Annotated in this window: 17 protein-coding genes; 7 read left to right on the forward strand and 10 right to left on the reverse strand. The window is 67.1% G+C overall.

Annotation, left to right across the window (positions count from 1 at the left end; translation table 11 throughout):
- Positions 1-21 precede the first annotated feature (21 nt).
- The 10 genes from JI745_RS19945 to JI745_RS19990 form a co-directional block, all read right to left on the reverse strand.
- A complete protein-coding gene (locus tag JI745_RS19945; protein ID WP_236675061.1) occupies positions 22-1,317 on the reverse strand; it encodes a serine hydrolase in 1,296 nt (431 codons plus the stop codon).
- A 41-nt stretch (positions 1,318-1,358) separates the two neighbouring features.
- On the reverse strand, positions 1,359-2,285 hold the full coding sequence (locus tag JI745_RS19950; protein WP_201811060.1) for a glyoxylate/hydroxypyruvate reductase A: 927 nt from the start codon (positions 2,283-2,285) through the stop codon (positions 1,359-1,361).
- A 15-nt stretch (positions 2,286-2,300) separates the two neighbouring features.
- Positions 2,301-3,071, reverse strand: coding sequence for a class II aldolase/adducin family protein (locus tag JI745_RS19955; protein ID WP_201811062.1), 771 nt, complete (start codon positions 3,069-3,071; stop codon positions 2,301-2,303).
- 121 nt (positions 3,072-3,192) lie between these two features.
- Positions 3,193-4,125: an electron transfer flavoprotein subunit alpha/FixB family protein gene (locus JI745_RS19960; RefSeq protein WP_201811064.1), complete on the reverse strand. Its 933-nt coding sequence runs from the start codon at positions 4,123-4,125 to the stop codon at positions 3,193-3,195.
- A 20-nt stretch (positions 4,126-4,145) separates the two neighbouring features.
- On the reverse strand, positions 4,146-4,907 hold the full coding sequence (locus JI745_RS19965) for an electron transfer flavoprotein subunit beta/FixA family protein (protein WP_201803858.1): 762 nt from the start codon (positions 4,905-4,907) through the stop codon (positions 4,146-4,148).
- A gap of 77 nt (positions 4,908-4,984) precedes the next feature.
- Positions 4,985-5,968, reverse strand: a complete 984-nt coding sequence (locus JI745_RS19970) for a tripartite tricarboxylate transporter substrate binding protein (protein WP_201811066.1) — start codon at positions 5,966-5,968, stop codon at positions 4,985-4,987.
- Between the two features lie 32 nt (positions 5,969-6,000).
- Positions 6,001-7,677 carry a long-chain fatty acid--CoA ligase gene (locus JI745_RS19975; protein WP_201811068.1) on the reverse strand — a complete coding sequence of 559 codons (1,677 nt, stop codon included), beginning with the start codon at positions 7,675-7,677 and terminating at the stop codon, positions 6,001-6,003.
- 36 nt (positions 7,678-7,713) lie between these two features.
- Positions 7,714-8,802: a phosphotransferase gene (locus JI745_RS19980; RefSeq protein WP_201811070.1), complete on the reverse strand. Its 1,089-nt coding sequence runs from the start codon at positions 8,800-8,802 to the stop codon at positions 7,714-7,716.
- An 18-nt stretch (positions 8,803-8,820) separates the two neighbouring features.
- Positions 8,821-9,999, reverse strand: coding sequence for an acetyl-CoA C-acyltransferase (locus JI745_RS19985; RefSeq protein WP_201811072.1), 1,179 nt, complete (start codon positions 9,997-9,999; stop codon positions 8,821-8,823).
- A gap of 39 nt (positions 10,000-10,038) precedes the next feature.
- Positions 10,039-12,144 carry a 3-hydroxyacyl-CoA dehydrogenase NAD-binding domain-containing protein gene (locus JI745_RS19990; RefSeq protein ID WP_201811073.1) on the reverse strand — a complete coding sequence of 702 codons (2,106 nt, stop codon included), beginning with the start codon at positions 12,142-12,144 and terminating at the stop codon, positions 10,039-10,041.
- A 335-nt stretch (positions 12,145-12,479) separates the two neighbouring features.
- Here JI745_RS19990 and JI745_RS19995 point away from each other — a divergent pair, with 335 nt between their 5' ends.
- From JI745_RS19995 to JI745_RS20025, 7 genes are all read left to right on the forward strand, one after another.
- Positions 12,480-13,700: an acyl-CoA dehydrogenase family protein gene (locus JI745_RS19995; RefSeq protein ID WP_201811075.1), complete on the forward strand. Its 1,221-nt coding sequence runs from the start codon at positions 12,480-12,482 to the stop codon at positions 13,698-13,700.
- Between the two features lie 28 nt (positions 13,701-13,728).
- A complete protein-coding gene (locus JI745_RS20000) occupies positions 13,729-14,871 on the forward strand; it encodes an acyl-CoA dehydrogenase family protein (protein WP_201811077.1) in 1,143 nt (380 codons plus the stop codon).
- Positions 14,872-14,943: 72 nt separating this feature from the next.
- Positions 14,944-16,749, forward strand: a complete 1,806-nt coding sequence (locus tag JI745_RS20005) for an acyl-CoA dehydrogenase (protein WP_201811079.1) — start codon at positions 14,944-14,946, stop codon at positions 16,747-16,749.
- Positions 16,749-17,198: a PaaI family thioesterase gene (locus tag JI745_RS20010; protein ID WP_201811081.1), complete on the forward strand. Its 450-nt coding sequence runs from the start codon at positions 16,749-16,751 to the stop codon at positions 17,196-17,198. Before JI745_RS20005 ends, JI745_RS20010 begins: the two co-directional genes overlap by 1 nt.
- Before the next feature lie 44 nt (positions 17,199-17,242).
- Positions 17,243-18,703 carry a sigma-54-dependent Fis family transcriptional regulator gene (locus tag JI745_RS20015; RefSeq protein ID WP_201811083.1) on the forward strand — a complete coding sequence of 487 codons (1,461 nt, stop codon included), beginning with the start codon at positions 17,243-17,245 and terminating at the stop codon, positions 18,701-18,703.
- 97 nt (positions 18,704-18,800) lie between these two features.
- Positions 18,801-20,993 (forward strand): TonB-dependent siderophore receptor, encoded by a 2,193-nt coding sequence (locus JI745_RS20020; RefSeq protein WP_201811086.1) that lies wholly within the window; start codon positions 18,801-18,803, stop codon positions 20,991-20,993.
- Between the two features lie 215 nt (positions 20,994-21,208).
- Positions 21,209-22,432, forward strand: coding sequence for a substrate-binding domain-containing protein (locus JI745_RS20025; protein ID WP_201811088.1), 1,224 nt, complete (start codon positions 21,209-21,211; stop codon positions 22,430-22,432).
- The last annotated feature ends 63 nt before the right edge of the window (positions 22,433-22,495 follow it).

The following is a 22,495-nucleotide window of genomic DNA, read 5'->3' on the forward strand; positions in this document are numbered from 1 at the left end:
CGGTCATGCCGAGGCGCGTCGTCAGAACGCCCCATACACCATGTTGCGGAACACCGCGCGGTAGTACTCGCGCTGCCCCGGTGCCTGCATCATCCAGATCGCGATGAGCTTTTCCTTCGGGTCGATCCAGAAGGCGGTGCCGCCGAAGCCGCCCCAGTTGGATTCGCCCACGCTGCTGGCGCTGGCCGATTCGCCGGGCGCCATGCGCACCGCGAAGCCGAGGCCGAAGCCGTAGCCCGGACCGGGCAGGTAGCCGGTGGTGGCGCCGGGCACGCGGCTCGCGCGCAGCATGTCGTCGCTCAGGTGGTTGCTCATCATCGAGGCCACCGTCTTGGGCGAGAGGATGCGCACGCCATCGAGCTCGCCGCCGTTGAGCATCATCCGAGCGAAGCGCAGGTAGTCGGCTGCGGTCGACACCATGCCGCCGCCGCCCGATTCATAGACCGGGGGCTTGGTGATGTCGATCAGCTCCACGGGCTGCTTGCTGTCGGGATCGACCTTGTAGGGCTCGGCGATGCGGCCGTGCTTGTCGGCCGGCACCGAGAAGCCGCTGTCCTTCATGCCCAGCGGCCCGAGGATGCGCTGCTGCAGATAGGCGCCGAGCGTCTGGCCCGACACCCGCTCGATGAGTGCGCCCAGCACATCGGTCGAGCGGCTGTACTCCCAGGTGGTGCCGGGCACGTAGGCCAGCGGCATCGTGGCGATGCGCTTGGAGAAGTCGGTGTTGCTGAGGTTGGTGCCTTCGACGCCGGCCTTCAGGTACTCGCTCTTCACCAGCGACTTGCCGAACACGCCATAGGTCAGGCCCGAGGTGTGGCGCAGCAGGTCCTGCACGGTGGGCTGGCGCGGCGACGGCACGAGCTCGAGCACCGGGTTGCCGGCGGCGTCTTTCTTCTCGACGGCGAGCTTCAGGTCCTTGAACTCGGGCAGGTAGCGCGAGATGGGCGCCTGCAGGATGACCTTGCCGTCTTCCACCAGCATCATCGTGCCGACCGAGACGATGGGCTTGGTCATCGAGTAGATGCGGAAGATCGTGTCGGGCGTCATCGGCGAGGGCGCTTGCGGGTTGCGCACGCCGATGGCCTTCTCATGCACGACCTTGCCATCGCGGTAGAGCAGGATCACCGCGCCCGGCAGACGGCCGGCGGCGGCGTCGCGGGTCACGAGGTCGTCGAGCTTCTGCAACGCGGCGGCGTTCATGGTGCCGGGGGTCTTGCCCGCCTCGCCACCACTTGTGGCGCAGCCGGCGAGCAGCACGGCGCTCGCCGCGAGGGTGGCCAGGAGCGTGCGTCGCAAGGTTGAGGGGTATTGGGTCATGGGCTTGTCTCCTGTTTTGTTTTTGCGGAAGGGGAAGAGCGTCAGTAGCCGCGTTGTCGGTCTACTGCGAAGGGTTGCGGCAGCCCGTCGCGCGCGCGTCGAAGCGCATCGACGCACTGCTGGGCCACGGTGTCGAAGGAGGCCTGCGCGGCGATGTGCGGCGTGGCCACCACCTGCGGGTGCGACCAGACCCAGTTGTCGGGCGGCGGTGGCTCGCGTTCGAAGACATCGAGCGCCGCGCCGGCGAGGTAGCCGCCATCGAGCAGCGCACGCAGGTCGGGCTCGACCACCTGCTCGCCGCGGCCGATGTTGATGAAGTAGGCGCCGCGCGGCAGCTGCGCCAGCGTGTGGTGGTTGAGCAGGCCGCGCGTCTCGTCGGTGAGCGGCAGCGCGCAGACGAGGATGTCGGCCTGCGAGAGGAACTCGGGCAGCTCGTCCAGGCCGGCGAAGGTGGCGACCCCCGGCACCTGGCGCGGCGTGCGGCTCCAGCCGCCGACCGGGTAGCCGAGCGGGAGGAAGGCGCGTGCGATGGCCTGGCCGACGGCGCCCAGGCCCATCACCCCGACACGGCAGCGCACCGCGGTGCGCACCGGGTGGCGCTTCCACTCGGCGCGCATCTGCTGCTCGGCGTAGAGGCCCAGGTCACGCGTGAACTGCAGCGTGGTCGCGACCACGTACTGCGCGATCTCGATGCCCTGCATCGGGTCGACCACGCGCGTGACGGGCACGTGCTCGGGCAGGTCGTCGACCAGCAGCTTCTCGGCGCCGGCGCCGGTGGAGCAGAGCACGCGCAGGTTGGGGTACTGCGGCAGGATGCCGGCGCGCATGCGCCAGGCGAGGATGCATTCCACCGCTTCGGGCGGTGGGGTGTCTTGTTCGGTCCAGACCGGGATGCCCCCGGAGGCTTGTCGCAGAGCGGCGGCGAACGGTGCCGACGGAAGAGGGTTCGACAGCACCAGGATGGCCATGGACTCTTTCTGCGTTTAAGCGTCGTACCCCGGGTTGCGGCGATCGAGCCGGCGCAGGAGGCCCGGCCACACGAGGTTGGAGCCCTGGCCACGTGAGGCATCGCGGGCCTGCTGCATGTTGAGCTCGACCACGTCTTGCGGGATGTGGTTGAGCTCCACACCGCCCGACTGCGCGAGGATCTGCATGCGGCAGGCTGCTTCGAGCATGTACATGCCCTGGAAGGCTTCGGCCACCGAACGGCCGCAGGTCAGCAGGCCGTGGTTGCGCAGGATCAGGCAGTTGGCCTTGCCGAGGTTGGCGCACAGGCGGGGCTTCTCGTCGTCGCGCAGCGCGATGCCTTCGTAGTCGTGGTACGCGATCTGGTTGAGCGGCAGCGTGGAGTGCTGCGACAGCGGCAGCAGGCCGTGCTTCTGCGCCGACACCGCCACGCCGTGCAGCGTGTGGGTGTGTAGAACGCAGTTGACCTCGGGGCGCGCCTCGTGCACGGCGCTGTGGATCGTGAAGCCGGCCGGGTTGATGTCGTACTTGGAGGCCGACACCTTCGCGCCGTGGTGGTCGACCTTCACCAGGCTGGAGGCCGTGATCTCGTCGAAGAAGAGACCGTAGGGGTTGATCAGGAAGTTGTCGGGCTCGCCGGGCACGCGGGCCGAGATGTGGGTGAAGACCAGGTCGTCCCAGCCGAACAAGGCCACCAGCCGGTAGGCAGCGGCCAGGTCCACCCGTGTCTGCCACTCTGCTTCGGAGACCTGGTTCTTGAGCGACGCAAATTCAAGCGGTGCATTCATGTCATGTCTCCTGTTGAGTGGAACCCGGTTTTATAGCGACTGGAGCGGGGCTTGTCGAAGTGGACGCTGGTGCGACCGCATCGCTTGCTCCGCTCTGTCACCTGGGTGATTGCCGCGCGATTCAGAGCGCCTTCACCAGCTCGGGCACGGCGGTGAAGAGGTCGGCTTCGAGACTGTAGTCAGCGACCGAGAAGATCGGTGCCTCGGGGTCTTTGTTGATGGCCACGATCACCTTGCTGTCCTTCATGCCGGCCAGGTGCTGGATGGCCCCCGAGATGCCGGCGGCAATGTACAGCTGCGGCGCGACGATCTTGCCGGTCTGGCCGACCTGCAGGTCGTTGGGGGCGTAGCCCGCATCCACCGCAGCACGGCTGGCCCCGATGGCCGCACCCAGCTTGTCGGCCAGCGGCGTCATCACCTCGACGAACTTCTCGCTCGAGCCGAGTGCGCGGCCACCGGAGACGATGATCTTGGCGGCGGTCAGCTCGGGGCGGTCGTTCTTGGCGATCTCGCTGCCCTGGAAGCTGCTCTTGCCGGAGTCGGCGGCGGCTGCTGCCGTCTCGACGGCGGCGCTGCCACCGGTGGCGGCCGCGGCATCGAAGCCGGTGGTGCGCACGGTGATCACCTTCACCTTGTCGGCGCTCTGCACGGTGGCAATCGCGTTGCCGGCGTAGATCGGACGCTCGAAGGTGTCCGGGCTCACCACCTTGGTGATGTCGCTGATCTGGCCGACGTCGAGCTTGGCGGCCACGCGCGGGGCAACGTTCTTGCCGCTGGCAGTGGCCGGGAAGAGGATGTGGCTGTAGTGGCCGGCGATGGTCAAGACCTGGGCGGCGACGTTCTCGGCCAGGCCGTGGTCGAGCTGGGCGCCGTCGGCGTGGATCACCTTGGCCACACCGGCGATCTGGCTGGCGGCCTTGGCGGCGTCACCGGCGCTGTTGCCGGCGATGAGCACGTGCACGTCGCCCCCGATGGCGGCGGCAGCGGTGACGGTGTTCAGGGTCGCACCCTTGACGGACTTGTTGTCGTGTTCAGCAATGACGAGCGTGGTCATGTTGTGTTCTCCTGCTTCCCTTAGATGACCTTGGAGACGTTCTTGAGCTTGTCGACCAGCGTGGCGACATCGGGCACCTTGATGCCGGCGCTGCGCTTGGGGGGCTCGCTGACCTTCAGGGTCTTGATGCGCGGGGCGACGTCCACACCCAAGGCGTCGGGCTTGACGGTCTCCAGCGGCTTCTTCTTGGCCTTCATGATGTTGGGCAGCGTGACGTAGCGCGGCTCGTTCAGGCGCAGGTCGGTGGTGACCACGGCCGGCAGGCTGAGCTTCAGGGTCTCCAGGCCGCCGTCGACTTCGCGGGTGACGGTGGCCGAGTCCGCGGTGAGCTCGACCTTGCTGGCGAAGGTGGCTTGCGGCAGGTCGGCGAGGGCGGCGAGCATCTGGCCGGTCTGGTTGCAGTCGTCGTCGATGGCCTGCTTGCCGAGGATGACGAGGCCGGGCTGTTCCTTGTCGACGAGTGCCTTGAGGATCTTGGCGACCGCCAGCGGCTGGAGCTCGTTTCCTGGACCATCAAGGGTCTCGACCAGGATGCCGCGGTCGGCACCGATGGCCATGGCGGTGCGCAGGGTCTCCTGGCACTGGGCCGGGCCGGCAGAGACGGCGATCACTTCGGTGACCACGCCTTTTTCCTTCAGACGCACGGCCTCTTCCACCGCAATCTCGTCGAAGGGGTTCATGCTCATCTTGACGTTGGCGATGTCCACACCGCTGCCGTCACTCTTCACACGCACCTTCACGTTGTAGTCCACCACTCGCTTGACGGCTACCAGCACTTTCATGTCAACAGTCACTTTCTAGGTTTGAAAAATGAGAGTCCACCCGGCACGACCTCCCGCGCCGGGTGGGGTGAAACGGCTTACTTCGCGGCGAGGCCGAGGCGGTCGATCAGGAGCTTGTCCTTCGCGTAGGTCGCGATGGCCCACGACTTGTACTGCTCGCCGGTGCGGTACCACATGTCCTGGTTCAGCGTGGCCAGCACTTCGGCGTGCTTCGGGTCGTCCATTGCCTTCTTGAACGCATCGTGCAGCGTCTTCACGATGGCCGGGTCCATGCCCTTGGGGCCGACCAGGCCGTAGGGCGACTGCGACACGATGCCGTAGCCCAGCTCCTTGGCGGTGGGCACGTTGGGCCAGCGCTTGGTGCGGTTCTCGCCGAAGGTGACGAGCAGGCGCATCTGGCCGCCGTCGACGAACTTGTCCCAGCCCGACGCGTCGCTCGCCGCCATCACGTGGCCGCCGAGCAGCGCCTGCATCAGGTCGGCGTTGCCCTTGAACGGGATGTGGTTGAGCTGCACGCCGGCCTTGTCGGCCAGCTCTTCCAGCAGCAGGTGCGGGCTGGTGCCGATGCCGGTGGAGCCGTAGTCGATCTTGCCCGGCTGCTTGCGCGCGGCTTCGATGTATTCCTTGAAGCTCTTGTGCGGCGAGTCGCTCTTCACCACGAAGCCGAAGGTGTAGCCCGACACACCGATGATGAAGGTGAAGTCGTTGATGGGGCTCCACTGCACCTTGTTCATGTGCGGGATGCGCAGCATGCCCATCGGGTACTGCGAGATGGTGTAGCCGTCGGGCTTGGCGGTCATGGCCATGCTGCTCGGGCCGAGCGTGCCGCCGGCGCCGGGCTTGTTCTCGACGATGATCTGCTGGCCCAGGTGCTTGCTGGCGATCTCGGCCAGTGCACGGTGGTGGCGGTCGGTCGAGCCGCCGGCGGGCCAGGGCACGATCAGCGTGATGGGCTTGCTGGGGTAGGCCTGCGCCAATGCAGTGCCGAAGGGGGCAGCCAGTGCGGCGCTGGCAGTGGCCAGCACGAGGGCACGGCGCAGGCGTTGCAGAGAGGGGGTCATCCTGGATGTCTCCGATAGGGGTTGGGGAAAACTCATGCCTGGGCTGCTTGTCGTGCAGCCTCTTGCTCTTGAAGTTCGCGCCACTGCACCTTGCCCGATCCGGACTTGGGCAGCGACTCCACAAATTCCACGATGCGCGGGCTCTTGTAAGCCGCCATGTGGTCATGCGACCAGGTGATGATCTCCTGTTCGCTTACCTTCCCTTTGTATTCTGGCTTCAGCACGACGAGCGCCTTGACGGTCTCGCCGCGGCGCGCATCGCGCACGCCGATCACGCAAGCTTCGTGGATCGCGGGGTGGTGGTACATCAGGGCTTCCACCTCGGCGGGCCACACCTTGAAGCCAGCGGCGTTGATCATTCGCTTGAGCCGGTCGACCATGAAGAAGTAGCCGTCTTCGTCGACCTGCGCGAGGTCGCCGGTGCGCAGGAAGCGCTTGCCGTCGATCTCGACGAAGGTCTCCTGCGTCGCCTTCTCGTTGTTCCAGTAGCCGCGCATCACCTGCGGCGCGTGGACCACGATCTCGCCGGTTTCGCCCACGCCCAGTTCACGCAGGGTTTCGGGGTCGACCACCCGCGCGTCGACGTCGAACACGGGGATGCCCAGGCACTGCTTCTTGGGGCGGTGCGGCGGGTTGATGTGGGTCGCGGCCAGGGTTTCGCTCATGCCATAGCCTTCGACGTAATCGAGGCCGGTGAGTTCTTTCAACTTGGCGCAAATGGCCTCGGGCATCGCCGCGCCACCGCCGCGGATGCCTTGCAGGCTCGACAGGTCGTATTGCCCGAGCTTCGGGTTCGACAGGAAATCGATCATCATGGTCGAGATGACCTGCCACACCGTCACCTTGTAGCGCTGCATCAGCTGCGCCGCGGCATCGCGGTCCCAGCGGGGCAGGATGACGATGGTGCCGCCCACGTACATCGGCCCGTTCATGCTGCCGGCCATGCCGGTGACGTGGAAATAGGGCAGAACCGAGAGGAACACCGCGTCCTGCGTGCGTCCGAACCAGTGCACGCCGCCGACCAGCGTGCTCTGGGTGCTGCGGTGCGTGTGCATGCAGCCCTTGGGGTGGCCGGTGGTGCCCGAGGTGTAGGGCATCACGCAAAGGTCGTCGGGGCCGGCGGTCAGCGGGCCGGGGCGCAGGTTCTTCGCGAGGACCTCGGCCCAGGCGATGCTGCCCTTGTCGTCGAAGGTCTTGCGCCGCTCGGCGACGAAGGGCGGCACCGTGAGGTCGGTCGGGCGCTTCAGGTAGTCGCTGTAGGTGACGACGATCAGGTGCTGCAGGCCGTGCTCGCCCATGAGCGGCTGCATCTGCGCGTAGAGGTCCTGCGGCACGAAGGCCGTGGTCGCGCCGGTGTCCTGGACGTAGTGCCTGAGCTCCTCCGTCATGTTCATCGGGTTGACGGGCACGACGACCGCATTCGCACGCAGGATGCCGTAGAAGGCCAGCACCCATTGCGGGCTGTTCTGCATGTAGAGCAGCACGCGGTCGCCGGCCTTCACGCCGCAGACCTGCTGCAGGTAGCCGGCGATGCGCTCGGCCTCGTCCTTGAACTCGGCGAAGGTGACCGGCGTGTCGTAGAAGACGATGAACGGCTTGTTCGGGAAACGCTGCGCCGAGACCTCGGCGTTGTGGAAGACGCTGGTCTCGGGCAGGGTCAGGTGCTTGGGCAGCCCCGGCGGCCAGTGGGCAAGGTGGCGGTCCGACATGGCGGCGCTCTCATGTGAAGGGGTACGACAGGAAAATCAGCGCGAGGCGTCGATCTGCTGGGCCAGGGCCCAGGCTTGCTCGGCGAGCGGGCGCGCACGCTTGCCCGACGCTACCGCATGTTCGCTCGATGCGTTGCCTTGCACCGCACGGTGGGCAATGCCTTGCAGGATGCCGACGAGGCGGAACATGTTGAACACCATGTAGTAGTTCCACTCGGCGGGCGACACGGCGACCTTGCGGCCGGTGCGCTCCATGTAGAGCTTCACGTACTCGGCTTCGCTGGGGATGCCAAGGGACTTGATGTCGGCACCGGCCATGCCGCGCCCGCCTTGCCCGCCGCCCATGCGCCAGGTCATGCAGTGGTAGGCGAAGTCGACCAGCGGGTGGCCGAGCGTCGACAGCTCCCAGTCGAGCACCGCGAGGATGCGCGGCTCGGTGGGGTGGAAGATCACGTTGTCGAAGCGGTAGTCGCCGTGGACGATGGCCACTTCGTCGCCTTGCGGGATGTACTTGGGCAGCCATTCGATCAGCCGGTCGGCCGCGTCGATCGTCTCGGTCTCGGCGGCCTTGTACTGCTTGGTCCAGCGGGCGACCTGGCGCTCGATGTAGTTGCCGGGCTTGCCGTAGTCGCCAAGGCCGATGGCGTTCGGGTCGACGCGGTGCAGCGCGGCCATCACGCGGTTGAGCTCGCTGTAGAGCTCGCCGCGCTGCGCGTTGTCGTAGTCGGGCAGCAGCGGGTCCCAGAGGATGCGGCCTTCCACGCAGTCCATGATGTAGAAGGCGGTGCCGATCACGGACGGGTCTTCGCACAGCGCGTAGGCCTTGGCGACGGGCACGTCGGTCCGGGCGAGCGCGCTGATCACCTTGTATTCGCGGTCCACCGCGTGGGCCGAGGGCAGCAGCACGCCGGGCGGCTTGCGGCGCATCACATAGCTCTTGCCGCCGGCCGTCAGCTTGAAGGTCGGGTTGGATTGCCCGCCCTTGAACTGCTCGACGTGCAGGTCGCCGCTGAAGCCGGCCACGTGCTGGCGCATGTAGGCGTCGAGCTTCTGCACGTCGAACGCGTGCTGCGGGGCGACCGCCTTGGTGCCGCTGAACTGGAGGGCCGACGTGTCTTTGCTCATGCTGTGGGGGCGCTTGGCTCAGACCACCTCGAACAGGCCTGCCGCACCCTGGCCGCCGCCGATGCACATGGTCACGACCACGTACTTCGCGCCACGGCGCTTGCCTTCGATCAGCGCATGGCCGGTCAGGCGCGAGCCGGTCACGCCGTAGGGGTGGCCCACCGCAATGGCGCCGCCGTTCACGTTCAGGCGGTCGTCGGGGATGCCGAGCTTGTCGCGGCTGTAGATCACCTGGCAGGCGAAGGCTTCGTTCAGCTCCCACAGGCCGATGTCGTCGATCTTGAGGCCGGTCTGCTTCAGCAGCTTGGGGATCGCGAACACCGGGCCGATGCCCATTTCATCGGGCTCGCAGCCGGCGACCGCGAAGCCGCGGAAGATGCCCATCGGCTTGATGCCGCGCTGCTCGGCCAGCTTGCCGTTCATCAGCACGCAGGCCGACGAGCCGTCGGAGAACTGGCTCGCGTTGCCGGCGGTCACCACGCCACCCGGCAGGGCCGAGCGGATCTTCGCCACGCCTTCCAGCGTGGTGTCGGGGCGGATGCCTTCGTCGGCGGCAATCGTCACTTCCTTGGTGGTCAGGCGGCCGGTGGCCTTGTCGACGACGCCCATGATGGTGGTCATCGGGGCGATCTCGTCCTTGAACTTGCCGGCTTCGAGCGCGGCGGCGGCACGCAGCTGGCTGCGCACGCCGTATTCGTCCTGCGACTGCTTCGAGATGTTGTAGCGCTTGGCCACCATCTCGGCGGTCTGCAGCATGCTCCAGTAGATCTCGGGCTTCTTCTCGAGCATGGCCGGGTCGGCACGCATGTGGCGGTTGGTCTCGTTCTGCACGCACGAGATCGACTCCACGCCGCCGCCGATGGCGACCTGCACGCCGTCGACGATGATCGAGTGGGCCGCCATTGCGATCGCCTGCAGGCCCGACGAGCAGAAGCGGTTGATCGTGACGCCGGCGGTGGTCACGGGCAGGCCGGCACGCAGCGCGGCCACGCGGGCGATGTTGCCGCCGGTGGTGCCTTCGGACAGCGAGCCGCCGAGGAACACGTCCTCGACTTCAGCCGGGTCGATGCCGGCGCGCTTGACGGCGTGCTCGATCGAGTGGGCGGCGAGCGTGGCGCCGTAGGTCATGTTGAAGGCGCCCTTCCAGGACTTGGCCAGGCCGGTGCGCGCGGTGGAGACGATGACTGCGTCGGTCATGATGGTTCCTTGTCTGTGTGTTCTGCGGTCGGCGGGGGCTCAGTTGAAGGTCTTGCCTTCTTCGGCGAGCTTCACCAGCAGCGGAGCGGGTTGCCAGGACGGATCGGCACCCGGTTCAGCGGCGAAGCGGCGCAGCGCGCGCACGACGTTGGGCAGGCCCACGATGTCGGCGTACAGCATGGGGCCGCCGCGGTGGGCGGGGAAGCCGTAGCCGTTGAGGTAGACGAGGTCGATGTCGGAGGCGCGGGCGGCGATGCCTTCTTCGAGGATGCGGGCGCCTTCGTTGACCAGCGCGAAGATGCAGCGCTCCACGACCTCGCTGTCCTCGACCTTGCGCGGGGTGATGCCGCTGGCGGCGCGGTATTCGTTGATCAGCTGCTCGGTCATCGCATCGGGAATCGGGTCGCGCTTGCCGGCTTCGTAGCGGTACCAGCCGGCACCGGTCTTCTGGCCGAAGCGCCCGGCTTCGCACAGCTTGTCGGCCACGATGGGCTTGAGCTCGACGCCGGCTTCTGCGGCCTTGCGCTTGCGGGTGGCCCAGCCGATGTCGAGGCCGGCCAGGTCGCCCATGCGGAACGGACCCATCGCCATGCCGTACTTCTGCAGCGCGCCGTCGATCTGCTGCGGGAGGGCTCCGGTGTTGATCAGCCCCTGGGCGGCAGCGCCGTAGCGCGCCAGCATGCGGTTGCCGATGAAGCCGTCGCACACGCCGGAGATGACCGCGACCTTCTTGATCTTCTTGCCGAGCGCGAGGCTGGTGACCAGCACGTCATCGGCGGTCTTGGCGCCGCGCACGATTTCCAGCAGGCGCATGACGTTGGCCGGGCTGAAGAAGTGCAGGCCGATCACGTCCTGCGGGCGCTTGGTGAACGACGCGATCTTGTCGATGTTGAGGTAGGAGGTGTTGGACGCGAGGATCGCGCCCGGCTTGCACACCTCGTCGAGCGTCTTGAAGACCTGCTCCTTGACGTCCATGCTCTCGAACACGGCCTCGATGACGAGGTCGACGTCCTTCATCGGGTCGTAGGTCAGCGTCGGGGTGATCAGCGCCATGCGCTGCTCGACCTGCTCGGCGGTCAGCTTGCCCTTGGCGGCGGAGTTCTCGTAGTTCTTGCGGATGGTGCCGAGGCCGCGGTCCAGGGCCTCCTGCTTCATCTCGAGCAGCACGACGGGGATGCCGACGTTCAGGAAGTTCATCGTGATGCCGCCGCCCATGGTGCCGGCGCCGATGACGCCAACGCGTCTGATCTCGCGCTGCTTCGTGTCTTCGGGCACATCGGGGATCTTGCCGGCCGCGCGCTCGGCATTGAACACATGGCGCAGCGCGCGCGACTCCGACGTGAGCATCAGCCCCTGGAAGAGTTCGCGCTCGTAGGTCAGGCCTTCGTCGAAGGGCTTGGTCGCTGCGGCGGCCACGGCTTCCACGCACTTGAGCGGGGCGGGGTAGTTCTTGGCCGTTGCGCCCACGGTGTTGCGGGCGAATTGCAGGAAGGCTTCGGTGCCCGGGGCGACGGGCTTGACCTTCAGGTCGCGTGCACGCTTGAGCGGCAGCTTGTCGGCGACGGCCTTCTCCGCAAACTTGAGGGCGCCTTCCACCAGGTCACCTTCGATGATGGCGTCGATGAGCGGCGATCCTTCGAACTTCTTGGCCGGCACCGGCGCGCCGGAGACGATCATGTTCAGGGCGGATTCGAGGCCGATCAGGCGCGGCAGGCGCTGCGTGCCGCCGGCACCGGGCAGGAGGCCGAGCTTGACTTCGGGCAGGCCGAGGTTGGCGTCACCCTTGGCGACGCGGAAGTGCGCGCCCATCGCGAGCTCGAGGCCGCCGCCGAGGGCCATGCCGCCGATTGCGGCGACCACGGGCTTGGGCGAGTTCTCCAGGGCCTTGATGACGTCGGGCAGGTTGGGCGACTTGCCGGCATTGGCCGTGCCGAATTCCTTCACGTCCGCCCCACCCGAGAACGCACGGTCGCTGCCGATCAGCACCACGGCCGTGACCATGGGGTCGGCCAGCGCCTTGTCCAGGCCGGCAACGATGCCGCTGCGCAGGCCATACCCAAGACCGTTGACCGGCGGGTTGTTCAGCGTGACCACGGCCACCGAGCCGCGAACGTCGTACTGGGTGGAGGTCGGTTGATTGCTCATGGGGATTGGCTCCTGAAAGGCACGGGAGGGACAGCGATGGCCGCATGGCGCTCCCCAGGCGGGAAGGTTGATGCGTGATTTGTAGTTCCGCGATGCAGAACACTATTTTGCAAAGGCGACCATCGTAGCCGCTGAGGGCCTGACTGTAAACAAGGTGAATCCCGACCGAACCGGGGCGTGTTCCCCGGGGTTGTCGCCCGCGTGACAGGGTTTAGGATGGGTTGCGGGCAAGGTGCTTGGTAGAAGTTCCAATTTATACTTTGGCGTTTTGCGATGCAGAATGTGCATCCATTTTTCGCTCATCCGCAATACGGCTCAGCCGCAGGAGACTTTTCATGGATCTCGAATACAGCCCAGAAGAACAGAAATTCCGCGAGGAAGTGCGCAGCTTCATCGCCGAGAACCTGCCGCAGGAGATCCGCAATCGCGGCGCCTCGGGCGAGCGTCACCTGGCCGAAGACATCACCAAGTGGCAGAACATCCTCTACAAGAAGGGCTGGGGTGGCTCGAGCTGGCCGGTGGAGTTCGGTGGCACGGGCTGGAACGCGGTGCAGAAGCACATCTTCGACGAGGAGTGCGCCGAGGCCGGCACGCCGATGCAGCTGGCCTTCAGCATCAAGATGGTCGCGCCGGTGATCATGCGTTTCGGCAATGCCGCGCAGAAGGCCTACTACCTGCCGCGCATCCTGTCGGGTGAAGACTGGTGGTGCCAGGGCTACAGCGAGCCGGGCGCCGGCTCCGACCTCGCCTCGCTCAAGACCCGTGCCGTGCGCGGCACCGACGAAAAGGGCGAGCACTACATCGTCAACGGCCAGAAGACCTGGAACACGCTCGGCCAGTACGCCGACTGGATCTTCTGCCTGGTGCGCACCAGCACTGAAGGCCGCAAGCAGGAAGGCATCAGCTTCCTCCTGATCGACATGAAGACGCCGGGCATCACGGTCAAGCCGATCATCATGCTCGACGGTGGCCACGAGGTGAACGAAGTCTGGTTCGACAACGTGCGCGTGCCGGTCGAGAACCGCATCGGCGAAGAGAACAAGGGCTGGACCTACGCCAAGTTCCTGCTCGGCCACGAGCGCACCGGCATCGCGGGCGTGGGCCGCTCCAAGGTGGCAATCAAGCGCCTGAAGACGCTGGCCCGCAAGGTGCCGGGCGACAACGGCAAGCCGCTGATCGAAGACGTGCGCTTCCGCGACCGCCTTGCGCAAGTGGAGATGGAGCTGATGGCGCTCGAGATCACCAACCTCAAGGTCGTGTCGCAAGAGGGCAAGTCCCACGCGCCCGGCCCTGAGGCCTCGATGCTGAAGATCAAGGGCTCCGAGATCCAGCAGATGCTGACCGAGCTCTCGATGATGGCGCTCGGCCCCTATGGCGTGCCCTGGCTGCGCGAGCAGCAGGACCTGTCGGGCAACCCGCAGCCGCTGACGGAGTTCTTCGCCGCCCGCGAGACGCTGCTGTCCGGCGCGTACTACAACACCCGCAAGACGACGATCTATGGCGGCTCCAGCGAAGTCCAGAAGAACATCATCAGCCAGATGATCCTGGGCCTCTGAAGCATCACAGAACACGAAAGGAATCACCATGGATTTCAATCTCAGCGAAGAACAGACCGCGATCCAGGACAGCCTGAAGCGCTACCTCGCCAAGGACTACGGCTTCGAGCACCGCCGCGCGCTCACCAAGAGCGAGCTCGGCCACAGCGCCGAGGCCTGGTCCACTTACGCCGAGCTGGGCCTCTTGGCCCTGCCGTTCCCCGAAGAGGTGGGCGGCCTGGGCGGCAACGCGATCGACACGATGCTGATCGCCGAGACGCTGGGCACCGCACTCGCGCTCGAGCCCTTCATCCCCTCGATCGTGATCTCGGGCAGCCTGATCAACGACATCGGCAACGCGGCGCAGAAAGACACGCTGCTGGGCGGCATCACGCAAGGCACGACCATTGCCACGCTGGCCCACCAGGAGCCGGGCGCGCGCTACAACACCCACCACGTTGCGACCACCGCGAAGAAAGACGGCGACGGCTGGTCGCTGAGCGGCCACAAGGCCGTGGTGCTGGCCGCCGCGTCGGCGAACAAGCTGCTGGTCTCGGCCCGCACCTCGGGCTCGGCCTTCGACGCCAACGGCATCTCGCTTTTCGTCGTCGACGCCAAGGCCTCTGGCCTGACCCTGCGCCCCTACGGCACGCAAGACGGCCAGCGCGCCGCCGACGTGATCCTGAAGGACGTGAAGGTCGGCGCCGATGCGCTTGTGGGCCAGGTCAACCAGGCCCTGCCGGCGATCGAATGGGCGCTCGACCGGGGCATTGCCGCGCTGTGCGCCGAAGCCGTGGGCGTGATGGCCACGCTGAACGCGCAGACGCTTGAGTACCTGAAGAACCGCAAGCAATTCGACCAGCCCATCGGCAAGTTCCAGGTGCTGCAGCACCGCATGGCCGACATGGCAATGGCCGCTGAGTACGGCCGCGCGATGGCGCTGCTCGCCGCGGTGAAGGTCGACTCGAAGGATGCGGCCGAGCGCCGTCGCCATGTGTCGGCCGCCAAGGCCTACATCGGCCAGTCGGCGCGCACGGTCGGTCAGGGCGCGGTGCAGATGCACGGCGGCATGGGCGTGACCGACGAGCTGATGGCGGCACACCTCTTCAAGCGCCTGACGGTCATCAACCAGACCTTCGGTGACGTCGACCACCACCTGGGCAAGTTCAGCGACACGCTGCTCGCAGCCTGACGCGCCTCGCTCTCGACCAAGGGCCCGCATGCCACACGCTGCGGGCCCTTCTTCAATCAGATCCAGAACAACATGACCGCTGACCTCATCCTCAACCGCCGCGACCTCGACTTCCAGATCTTCGAGGTCAACGATGCCGAAGCGCTGACGCAGCGCGAGCGCCACGCCGACCACAGCCGCGAGACCTTCGTTGCCGCGCTCGACGCCGCGATGGCGATTGCCGCCGACAAGTTCTTCACCCACAACCGCGAGAGCGACGAGCAGGAGCCCGAATTCGACGGCAAGCAGGTCGAGATCATTCCGCAGGTGAAAGACGCGCTGCAGGCCTACTGCGAAGCCGGCTTCATCGCGCCGACGCAGGACTACGAACTCGGCGGCATGCAGCTGCCGGTGCTGATGGGCCAGGCCTTCTCGGCCATCTTCAAGAGCGCGAACGCAGCGACGAACTCGTACGTCGGCCTGACCATCGCCAATGCCAACGTCATCAACCGCTTCGGCACCGAGTCACAGAAGAAGCGCTACCTGCCGCACATGCTCAGCGGCCGCTTCTTCGGCACCATGTGCCTCACCGAGCCGCAGGCCGGCTCCAGCCTGTCGGACATCACCACCACCGCCGTGCCGCAGGCCGACGGCAGCTACCGCCTGACCGGCAACAAGATCTTCATCTCGGGCGGCGACCACGAGCTCTCCGAGAACATCATCCACCTCGTGCTCGCCCGCCTGCCCGGCGCACCGGCCGGCGTGAAGGGCATTTCGCTCTTCATCGTGCCGAAGTTCATGGTGAACGACGACGGTTCGCTGGGTGCGCGCAACGACGTGGCACTCGCCGGCCTCATCCACAAGATGGGCTGGCGTGGCACCACCTCGACCATGCTGTCCTTTGGTGAAAAGGGCCAGTGCTACGGCGAGTCGATCGGCCAGCCGAACCAGGGCCTCGCCGCGATGTTCCACATGATGAACGAGGCCCGCATCGGCGTCGGCATGGGCGCGGTGATGCTGGGCTACCGCGGCTACCTCGCCTCGCTGCAATATGCGCGTGAACGCCCGCAAGGCCGCCGCGCCGGCAGCAAGGACCCGAACGAACCGCAGATCAAGCTGATCGAGCACGCGGACATCCGCCGCATGCTCATCGCGCAGAAGGCGTATGTCGAAGGGGGCCTCGCGTTGGGCCTCTACGCCGCGCGCCTGGTCGACGAGCAGAAGACCGGCCCCGACGAGACCAGGCGCGAAGAAGCCGGCCTGCTGCTGGAGCTGCTCACGCCCATCGTCAAGAGCTGGCCTTCGCAGTGGTGCCTGGAGGCCAACAGCCTCGCGATCCAGATCCACGGCGGCTACGGCTACACACGCGAGTACCCGGTCGAGCAGTTCTACCGCGACAACCGGCTGAACATGATCCACGAGGGCACGCACGCCATCCAGTCGATCGACCTCTTGGGCCGCAAGGTCGTCATGCAGCAAGGCGCCGCCCTGGAGCTGCTGGGCCGCGAGATCGCCGCGACGGTGAAGGACGCGTCGGTCTACGAGACCCTGAGCGCGAATGCCGATGCGCTGAGCATCGCCTGGTCCAACGTCGTGCAGACGGTCAAGGCGCTGGCGCCGCTCCTGAAGGAGAAGGGCGAGCTTGCACTGGCGAACTCGGTCGTCTTCCTCGAGGCTTTCGGCCACACGGTGGTCGCGTGGCAGTGGCTGCGCCAGGCAGTGGTCGCCACGCGCGCCCTGAAAGATGCCAAGGGTGACGACGAGGTCAACTTCTACCGTGGCAAGCTGCACACCAGCGCCTGGTTCTTCGACTGGGAGCTGCCGCGCTGCAAGCCTCAGCATGAGCTGCTGCGCAGCCTCAACGATTCGACCCTGACGATGCAGGACGCGTGGTTCTGATGAGCACCGAAGACAACGTCCCCGAGGGTTTCGTGCCGCTCGTCCCCGGCGGCACCTGGCTCACCCACGCCGGCCCGCTGTACCAGAAGGACGCGCCCAACGGCGGCGTGATCATCGCCCTGCGCCTCGCGCAGAAGCACACCAACATGCGCGGCATCGCCCACGGCGGCATGCTGGTCACGCTGGCCGACAGCGCGCTCGGCCGCAACATGCACCTCACGCGCAAGCCCTCGGCGCCGATGGTGTCGGTCAACCTGTCGACCGACTTCCTCGGCGCGGCCAAGGTGGGCGACTGGCTGGAGGCGCACGTGACGATCCGCAAGCACGGCGCGCGGCTCTCGTTCGCCGAGTGCGAGCTGAAGGTCGGCGACAAGGTCGTGGTGCGCTGCAGCGGCGTCTTTGCCGTGGTCGAACCCGTCTCCGCCAACAAGGAAGTCCCTGAGGGCTGAGCGCTTGCGTGGGGCGTAAAGTGTCCGGCACACGACACTGCCCCATGACGACGACCACACTTCCAGCCGACGCCGACGGCGTTCTCAAGCTCGCCGCGCAAAGCATGTTCGACACACTCGCCCAGGCCGCGATGGGCATGATGGTGGTCGATCGCCAGCACCGCATCGTGTGGATCAGCGAAGGCTACAAGCGCTTCCTGCCAGGCCTCGGCCATGAGGAAAACGACTTCGTCGGCCGCCGTGTCGAGGAGGTGGTGCCCAACACGCTGATGGCCCACGTGGTCGACACCGGCCAGTCGATGCTGGTGGACCTGCTGACCAACCAGGCTGGCACCTTCCTCGTGAGCCGCCTGCCGCTGCGCGATGCGAAAGGCGAGGTGATCGGCGCGCTCGGCCTCGTGCTGCTCGACCACCCCGAGACCACGATGCAGCCGCTGATGACGAAATTCAGCCGCCTGCAGCGCGAGCTCGACGACGCACGCCAGCAGCTTGCCGCGCAGCGCCGGCCCAAGTACACGATCGCGAGCTTCATCGGCTCGAGCCCGGTGGCGATGGAGACCAAGCGCCAGGCGCGCCGCGTGGCCCAGACCGACAGCACCGTGCTGCTGCTCGGCGAGACCGGCACCGGCAAGGAGCTGCTGGCCCACGCCATCCACGCCGCGAGCACGCGCGCCGCACGCGCCTTCGTCGGCGTCAACATCGCGGCCGTGCCCGACACCCTGCTCGAAGCCGAGTTCTTCGGCGTGGCCCCCGGCGCCTACACCGGCGCCGACCGCAAGGGCCGCGACGGCAAGTTCAAGCTGGCCGACGGCGGCACGCTCTTCCTCGACGAGATCGGCGACATGCCGCTCGCGTTGCAGAGCAAGCTGCTGCGCGTGCTGCAGGAGCAGGAGATCGAGCCGCTCGGCAGCAACAAGGTCGAGCGTGTCGACGTGCGCATCATCGCCGCCACCAGCCGCGACCTGCCGGCGATGGTGGCCGCGGGCAGCTTCCGCGCCGACCTCTACTACCGGCTCAACGTGCTGCCGATCCGCCTGCCCGCGTTGCGCGAGCGCCTGCCCGACCTCGAAGCACTGGTCGACGCGCTGGCCGAAGACATCGCCCGCCGCAGCGGCCTGCCGCACAAGAGCGTGTCGGCCGATGCGCTGGAGCTGCTCGCGCGCCAGTCGTGGCCCGGCAACATCCGCGAGCTGCGCAACGTGCTGGAGCAGGCCACGCTGATGACCGACGACGCGGTGCTCAACGCCTCGCATTTCCAGAGCCTGATCGACGGCGTGCCGCGCCTGAGCCCGCCGATCCCCGTGCCGGCGGCAGAAGCCGTGCCGCGTGCGGGCGCGGCCGACGCGGCGGCCGCCACCATCAAGCCCCTGCCGCAGGCGATTGCCGAGCTGGAGCAGCGCGCCATCCGCGAGGCCCTCGAAGCGACCGGCGGCAACAAGCTCGCCGCCTCGCGGCTGCTGGGCATCTCGCGCGCCACGCTGTACGAGAAGCTCGGCTCCGGCTGAGCATCTTTACCTCGCGGAAACCAAAGCCCGAGGTGTCACCGATGCAGGGGTCACGGAAGCCGGGCATGCTTCAGGGTCTTTTCGTGTCTGCCCTGTCATGCCTGTCCGTCACGCCGCTGGTCACCTCGTTCCCACCTCGCTCACCTTGATGGCCCTCGCGGTGGCCTCGCTGACCGCCAACGCGCAGGCACCCGTCGCCGAGCCCCCTCCCGCACCTGCACCTGCGCCTTCGCCCGCACCGGCTCCCGCCGCTCCACCGCCGCCGGCGCCGCAGCTGGAGCGTGTCGAGATCACCGGCACGCGCAACAACGACCAGGCCGAGCGCCGCCAGTCCACTGCCGCCAAGATCGTCATCGGGCGCGAGGAGATCGACCGCTTCGGCGACAGCACGCTGGGCGAGGTGCTGAAGCGCCTGCCCGGCATCACGCTGCAGGGCCCGCCGGGCCGCGGTGGCGCGATCCGCATGCGCGGCCTGGGCAGTGGGTACACGCAGATCCTGATCGACGGCGAGCGCCTGCCGCCGGGCTTCTCGATCGACACCCTCACGCCCGAGCAGATCGAGCGCATCGAGATCCTGCGCGCGCCCACCGCCGAGACCGGCGCGCGCGCGATCGCCGGCACCATCAACATCATCACCCGCGAGGGGTTCAAGAAGCGGCTGAACGACCTGCGTCTCGGCACGGGGCTGGAAAACGGCCACCTGCAGCCCGGGCTCTCGTGGACGCGCAACGACAGCGTCGACGACCTGATCTACAACCTCTCGCTGTCCGTCTTCCGCAGCGACAGGCTGAGCGAAAGCAGCACCGTGCGCGAAGAGGCCGGTGGCACCGTCCAGCGCGAGGCGACCGACTCGCGCGAGAAGCGCACCGGGATGCACGCGACCGGCCGGCTGCAGTGGCGTGGAGAGAAGGGCTCGTCGCTGGTGCTGTCGCCGCTCCTGCTCTACACGCAGCACGACAACGAGGGCACGACGGTTCTCACGCAGGACGTGGGCACGCCGCCGTATGACCGCAACGTCATCACCACCACCGGCCACTACGCGAACGCCAGGCTCAACGCGCAGTGGAACCAGACGCTGGAGACGCTGGGCCGGCTGGAGCTGCGAGGGGGCCTCGGGCAGGGCCGCTGGAGCGGGCGCACGCAGCGCAGCGCGACGCAGTTCGACGACGTCAACAGCAGCCGCGGCACCACCGCGACGCTCGGCTCCAAGCTCGTCACGCTGGCGGCGAACGACCACAGCATCGTCACCGGCGCGGAGCTGGAGCATCACCGTGGCGACGAAGCGCACAGCGAGGTGTCGGAAGGCGACCAGTTCTCCGCGACGACGCTGCGCACCGCGGTGTATGGCCAGGACGAGTGGAACCCGACCCCCAACTGGGCGGTGCACGCGGGGCTGCGCTGGGAGGGCATTCGCACGCGGAGCCGCGCGTCGCTCGCCGGCACGTCGCTCGACGACAGCGCCAACCGCAGCAGCGTCTGGACGCCGCTGCTGCACACCATGTGGAAGCCCGATGCGCGCAGCCGCGACCAGGTCCGCCTGAGCCTCACGCGCAGCTACAAGGCCCCCACCGTGCAGAACCTCATCGGCCGGCCCCGCACCGTCGACGACAACTCGCCCACGCGGCCAGACCGGGCGGGCAACCCCAACCTCAAGCCCGAGCTAGCCACCGGGCTCGACTTGGCCATCGAACGCTATCTGCCCGCCGGTGGTGTCCTGAGCGCCAATGTCTTCCACCGCGAGATCGAGGGCTACATGCGCAGCGTGACCTCGCTCGAGGGCACACGCTATGTCTCCCGCATGCAGAACCTGGGGAAGGCTCGCACCCAGGGCATCGAGCTGGAGGCCAAGTTCCGGCTCAGCGACGCCATCGCCGACGCGCCGCCGGTCGAGTTGCGCCTCAACGGCAGCGTCTTTCGATCCCGGGTCAAGGATGTGCCCGGCCCCGACAACCGGCTCGACCAGCAGCCGGGCGGCATCGTCAACCTCGGCGCCGACCACCGCTTCCGCGGCACGCCGATCAGCGTGGGCGGCAACGTCAGCTGGCAGCCGGGCTACACCACGCGCATCAGCGAGAGCCAGTGGGTCGTGCAGGACCACAAGCGGGTGGTCGACGCCTTCGTGCTCTACATCCTGCGGCCGGGCGTGCAGCTGCGCTTGTCGGGCAGCAACCTCGCCGCACGCGACTACGTGACCGGCAGCCGCTTCGACAATGGCGCCATCCGCGAGACCAGTGAGACCGACACCCAGTCCTACATCAACTGGCAACTGCGTCTGGAAATGAAGCTCTAGGACTGTCTCAACTTCAGGCAGTGTCTCGACTGTGGACACGCGCCGGACGCCACTGTCTGGACTTCAGGCGCCATGTTGCGCCCCAAAGTGTGGAATCTCGCAGACATTCCCAGGCGAACTCAGTGTTTGCCCTGACATGGTGCTTCTGGGCACAGGCTTTGCGCTTTGATCGCCCACGGGCGGCACCGGCGCCGCCAGAAAACCCAGGAGACACCATGCACTTCGCCACCCGCCGCCGCGTTGTCCACACCGGCCTCACCACCGTTGCCGCCGCCGCCGCGCTGGCCCTGGCCGCGCCGCTTGCGCAGGCCCAGTCGAAGACCGAGGTCCGTATCGCCCACGTCTACGGCAAGACCGGCCCGCTCGAGGCCTACGCCAAGCAGTCGCACACCGGCCTGATGATGGGCCTCGAATACGCGACCGGCGGCACGATGACGGTGGCCGGCAAGAAGCTGGTGGTGATCGAGAAAGACGACCAGGGCAAGCCCGACGTGGGCAAGAACCTGCTCGCCACCGCCTACGGCGACGACAAGGCCGACCTCGCCGTCGGCACCACCGGCTCGGGCGTGGCGCTGGCCATGCTGCCGGTGGCCGAGGAGTACAAGAAGATCCTGCTGGTCGAGCCCGCGGTGGCCGACTCCATCACCGGCGACAAGTGGAACAAGTACATCTTCCGCACCGGCCGCAACAGCTCGCAGGACGCCATCGCCAACGCGGTCGTCGCGGACTCCGAGGCGATGTCGATTGCGATGCTGGCCCAGGACTGGGCCTTCGGCCGCGACGGCGTCAAGGCCTTCAAGGAAGCGCTGAAGAAGTCGAAGATCGTGCACGAGGAATACCTGCCGCCGAACACGACCGACTTCACCGCCGGCATCCAGCGCATCGTCGATGCGCTGAAGGACAAGCCGGGCCGCAAGGTCATCTCGGTCGTGTGGGCCGGCGCCACGCCGCCCTTCAACGCCCTGGCCGCGCTCGACCTCAAGAAGCGCTACGGCATCGAGGTGGGCAGCGGCGGCAACATCCTGCCCGCGATGATTGCCTACAAGCAGTTCCCCGGCATGGAAGGCGCGGCCTACTACTACTTCGGCATGCCCAAGAACCCGGCCAACGAATGGCTGGTCGCCAACCACTACAAGAAGTACCAGACTCCGCCCGACTTCTTCACCGCCGGTGGCATGAGTGCCGGCATCGCGATCGTCGAAGCGCTGAAAAAGACCAACGGTGACACCAACACCGAGAAGCTGATCAAGACGATGGAAGGCATGAGCTTCGAGACGCCCAAGGGCAAGATGACCTTCCGCAAGGAAGACCACCAGGCCATGCAGTCGATGTACCACTTCCGCATCAAGGTGGACCCGGCCTTCTCCTGGGGCGTGCCGGAGCTCGTGCGCGAGATCAAGCCGGAAGAGATGAACATCCCGATCCGCAACAAGCGCTGATCGCCTCGACGCCACGCGACATGCCAGCCTCGTGACCGAGGCTGGCTGGCCCTCTACCGCCCC

Origin of the sequence: Piscinibacter sp. HJYY11 (assembly GCF_016735515.1) — a bacterium.
GTDB lineage: Bacteria > Pseudomonadota > Gammaproteobacteria > Burkholderiales > Burkholderiaceae_C > Rhizobacter.

What these genes read in the sequence shown, in the direction of transcription:
- JI745_RS20000 (WP_201811077.1), top strand. Translation starts at nt 13,729, where the DNA reads ATGGATTTCAATCTCAGCGAAGAACAGACCGCGATCCAGGACAGCCTG.
- JI745_RS20015 (WP_201811083.1), top strand. Translation starts at nt 17,243, where the DNA reads ATGACGACGACCACACTTCCAGCCGACGCCGACGGCGTTCTCAAGCTC.
- JI745_RS19995 (WP_201811075.1), top strand. Translation starts at nt 12,480, where the DNA reads ATGGATCTCGAATACAGCCCAGAAGAACAGAAATTCCGCGAGGAAGTG.
- JI745_RS19980 (WP_201811070.1), bottom strand. Translation starts at nt 8,802, where the DNA reads ATGAGCAAAGACACGTCGGCCCTCCAGTTCAGCGGCACCAAGGCGGTC.
- JI745_RS19960 (WP_201811064.1), bottom strand. Translation starts at nt 4,125, where the DNA reads ATGACCACGCTCGTCATTGCTGAACACGACAACAAGTCCGTCAAGGGT.
- JI745_RS19970 (WP_201811066.1), bottom strand. Translation starts at nt 5,968, where the DNA reads ATGACCCCCTCTCTGCAACGCCTGCGCCGTGCCCTCGTGCTGGCCACT.
- JI745_RS19965 (WP_201803858.1), bottom strand. Translation starts at nt 4,907, where the DNA reads ATGAAAGTGCTGGTAGCCGTCAAGCGAGTGGTGGACTACAACGTGAAG.
- JI745_RS20005 (WP_201811079.1), top strand. Translation starts at nt 14,944, where the DNA reads ATGACCGCTGACCTCATCCTCAACCGCCGCGACCTCGACTTCCAGATC.
- JI745_RS19990 (WP_201811073.1), bottom strand. Translation starts at nt 12,144, where the DNA reads ATGAGCAATCAACCGACCTCCACCCAGTACGACGTTCGCGGCTCGGTG.
- JI745_RS19985 (WP_201811072.1), bottom strand. Translation starts at nt 9,999, where the DNA reads ATGACCGACGCAGTCATCGTCTCCACCGCGCGCACCGGCCTGGCCAAG.
- JI745_RS19950 (WP_201811060.1), bottom strand. Translation starts at nt 2,285, where the DNA reads ATGGCCATCCTGGTGCTGTCGAACCCTCTTCCGTCGGCACCGTTCGCC.
- JI745_RS19955 (WP_201811062.1), bottom strand. Translation starts at nt 3,071, where the DNA reads ATGAATGCACCGCTTGAATTTGCGTCGCTCAAGAACCAGGTCTCCGAA.
- JI745_RS19945 (WP_236675061.1), bottom strand. Translation starts at nt 1,317, where the DNA reads ATGACCCAATACCCCTCAACCTTGCGACGCACGCTCCTGGCCACCCTC.
- JI745_RS20010 (WP_201811081.1), top strand. Translation starts at nt 16,749, where the DNA reads ATGAGCACCGAAGACAACGTCCCCGAGGGTTTCGTGCCGCTCGTCCCC.
- JI745_RS19975 (WP_201811068.1), bottom strand. Translation starts at nt 7,677, where the DNA reads ATGTCGGACCGCCACCTTGCCCACTGGCCGCCGGGGCTGCCCAAGCAC.
- JI745_RS20020 (WP_201811086.1), top strand. Translation starts at nt 18,801, where the DNA reads ATGCCTGTCCGTCACGCCGCTGGTCACCTCGTTCCCACCTCGCTCACC.
- JI745_RS20025 (WP_201811088.1), top strand. Translation starts at nt 21,209, where the DNA reads ATGCACTTCGCCACCCGCCGCCGCGTTGTCCACACCGGCCTCACCACC.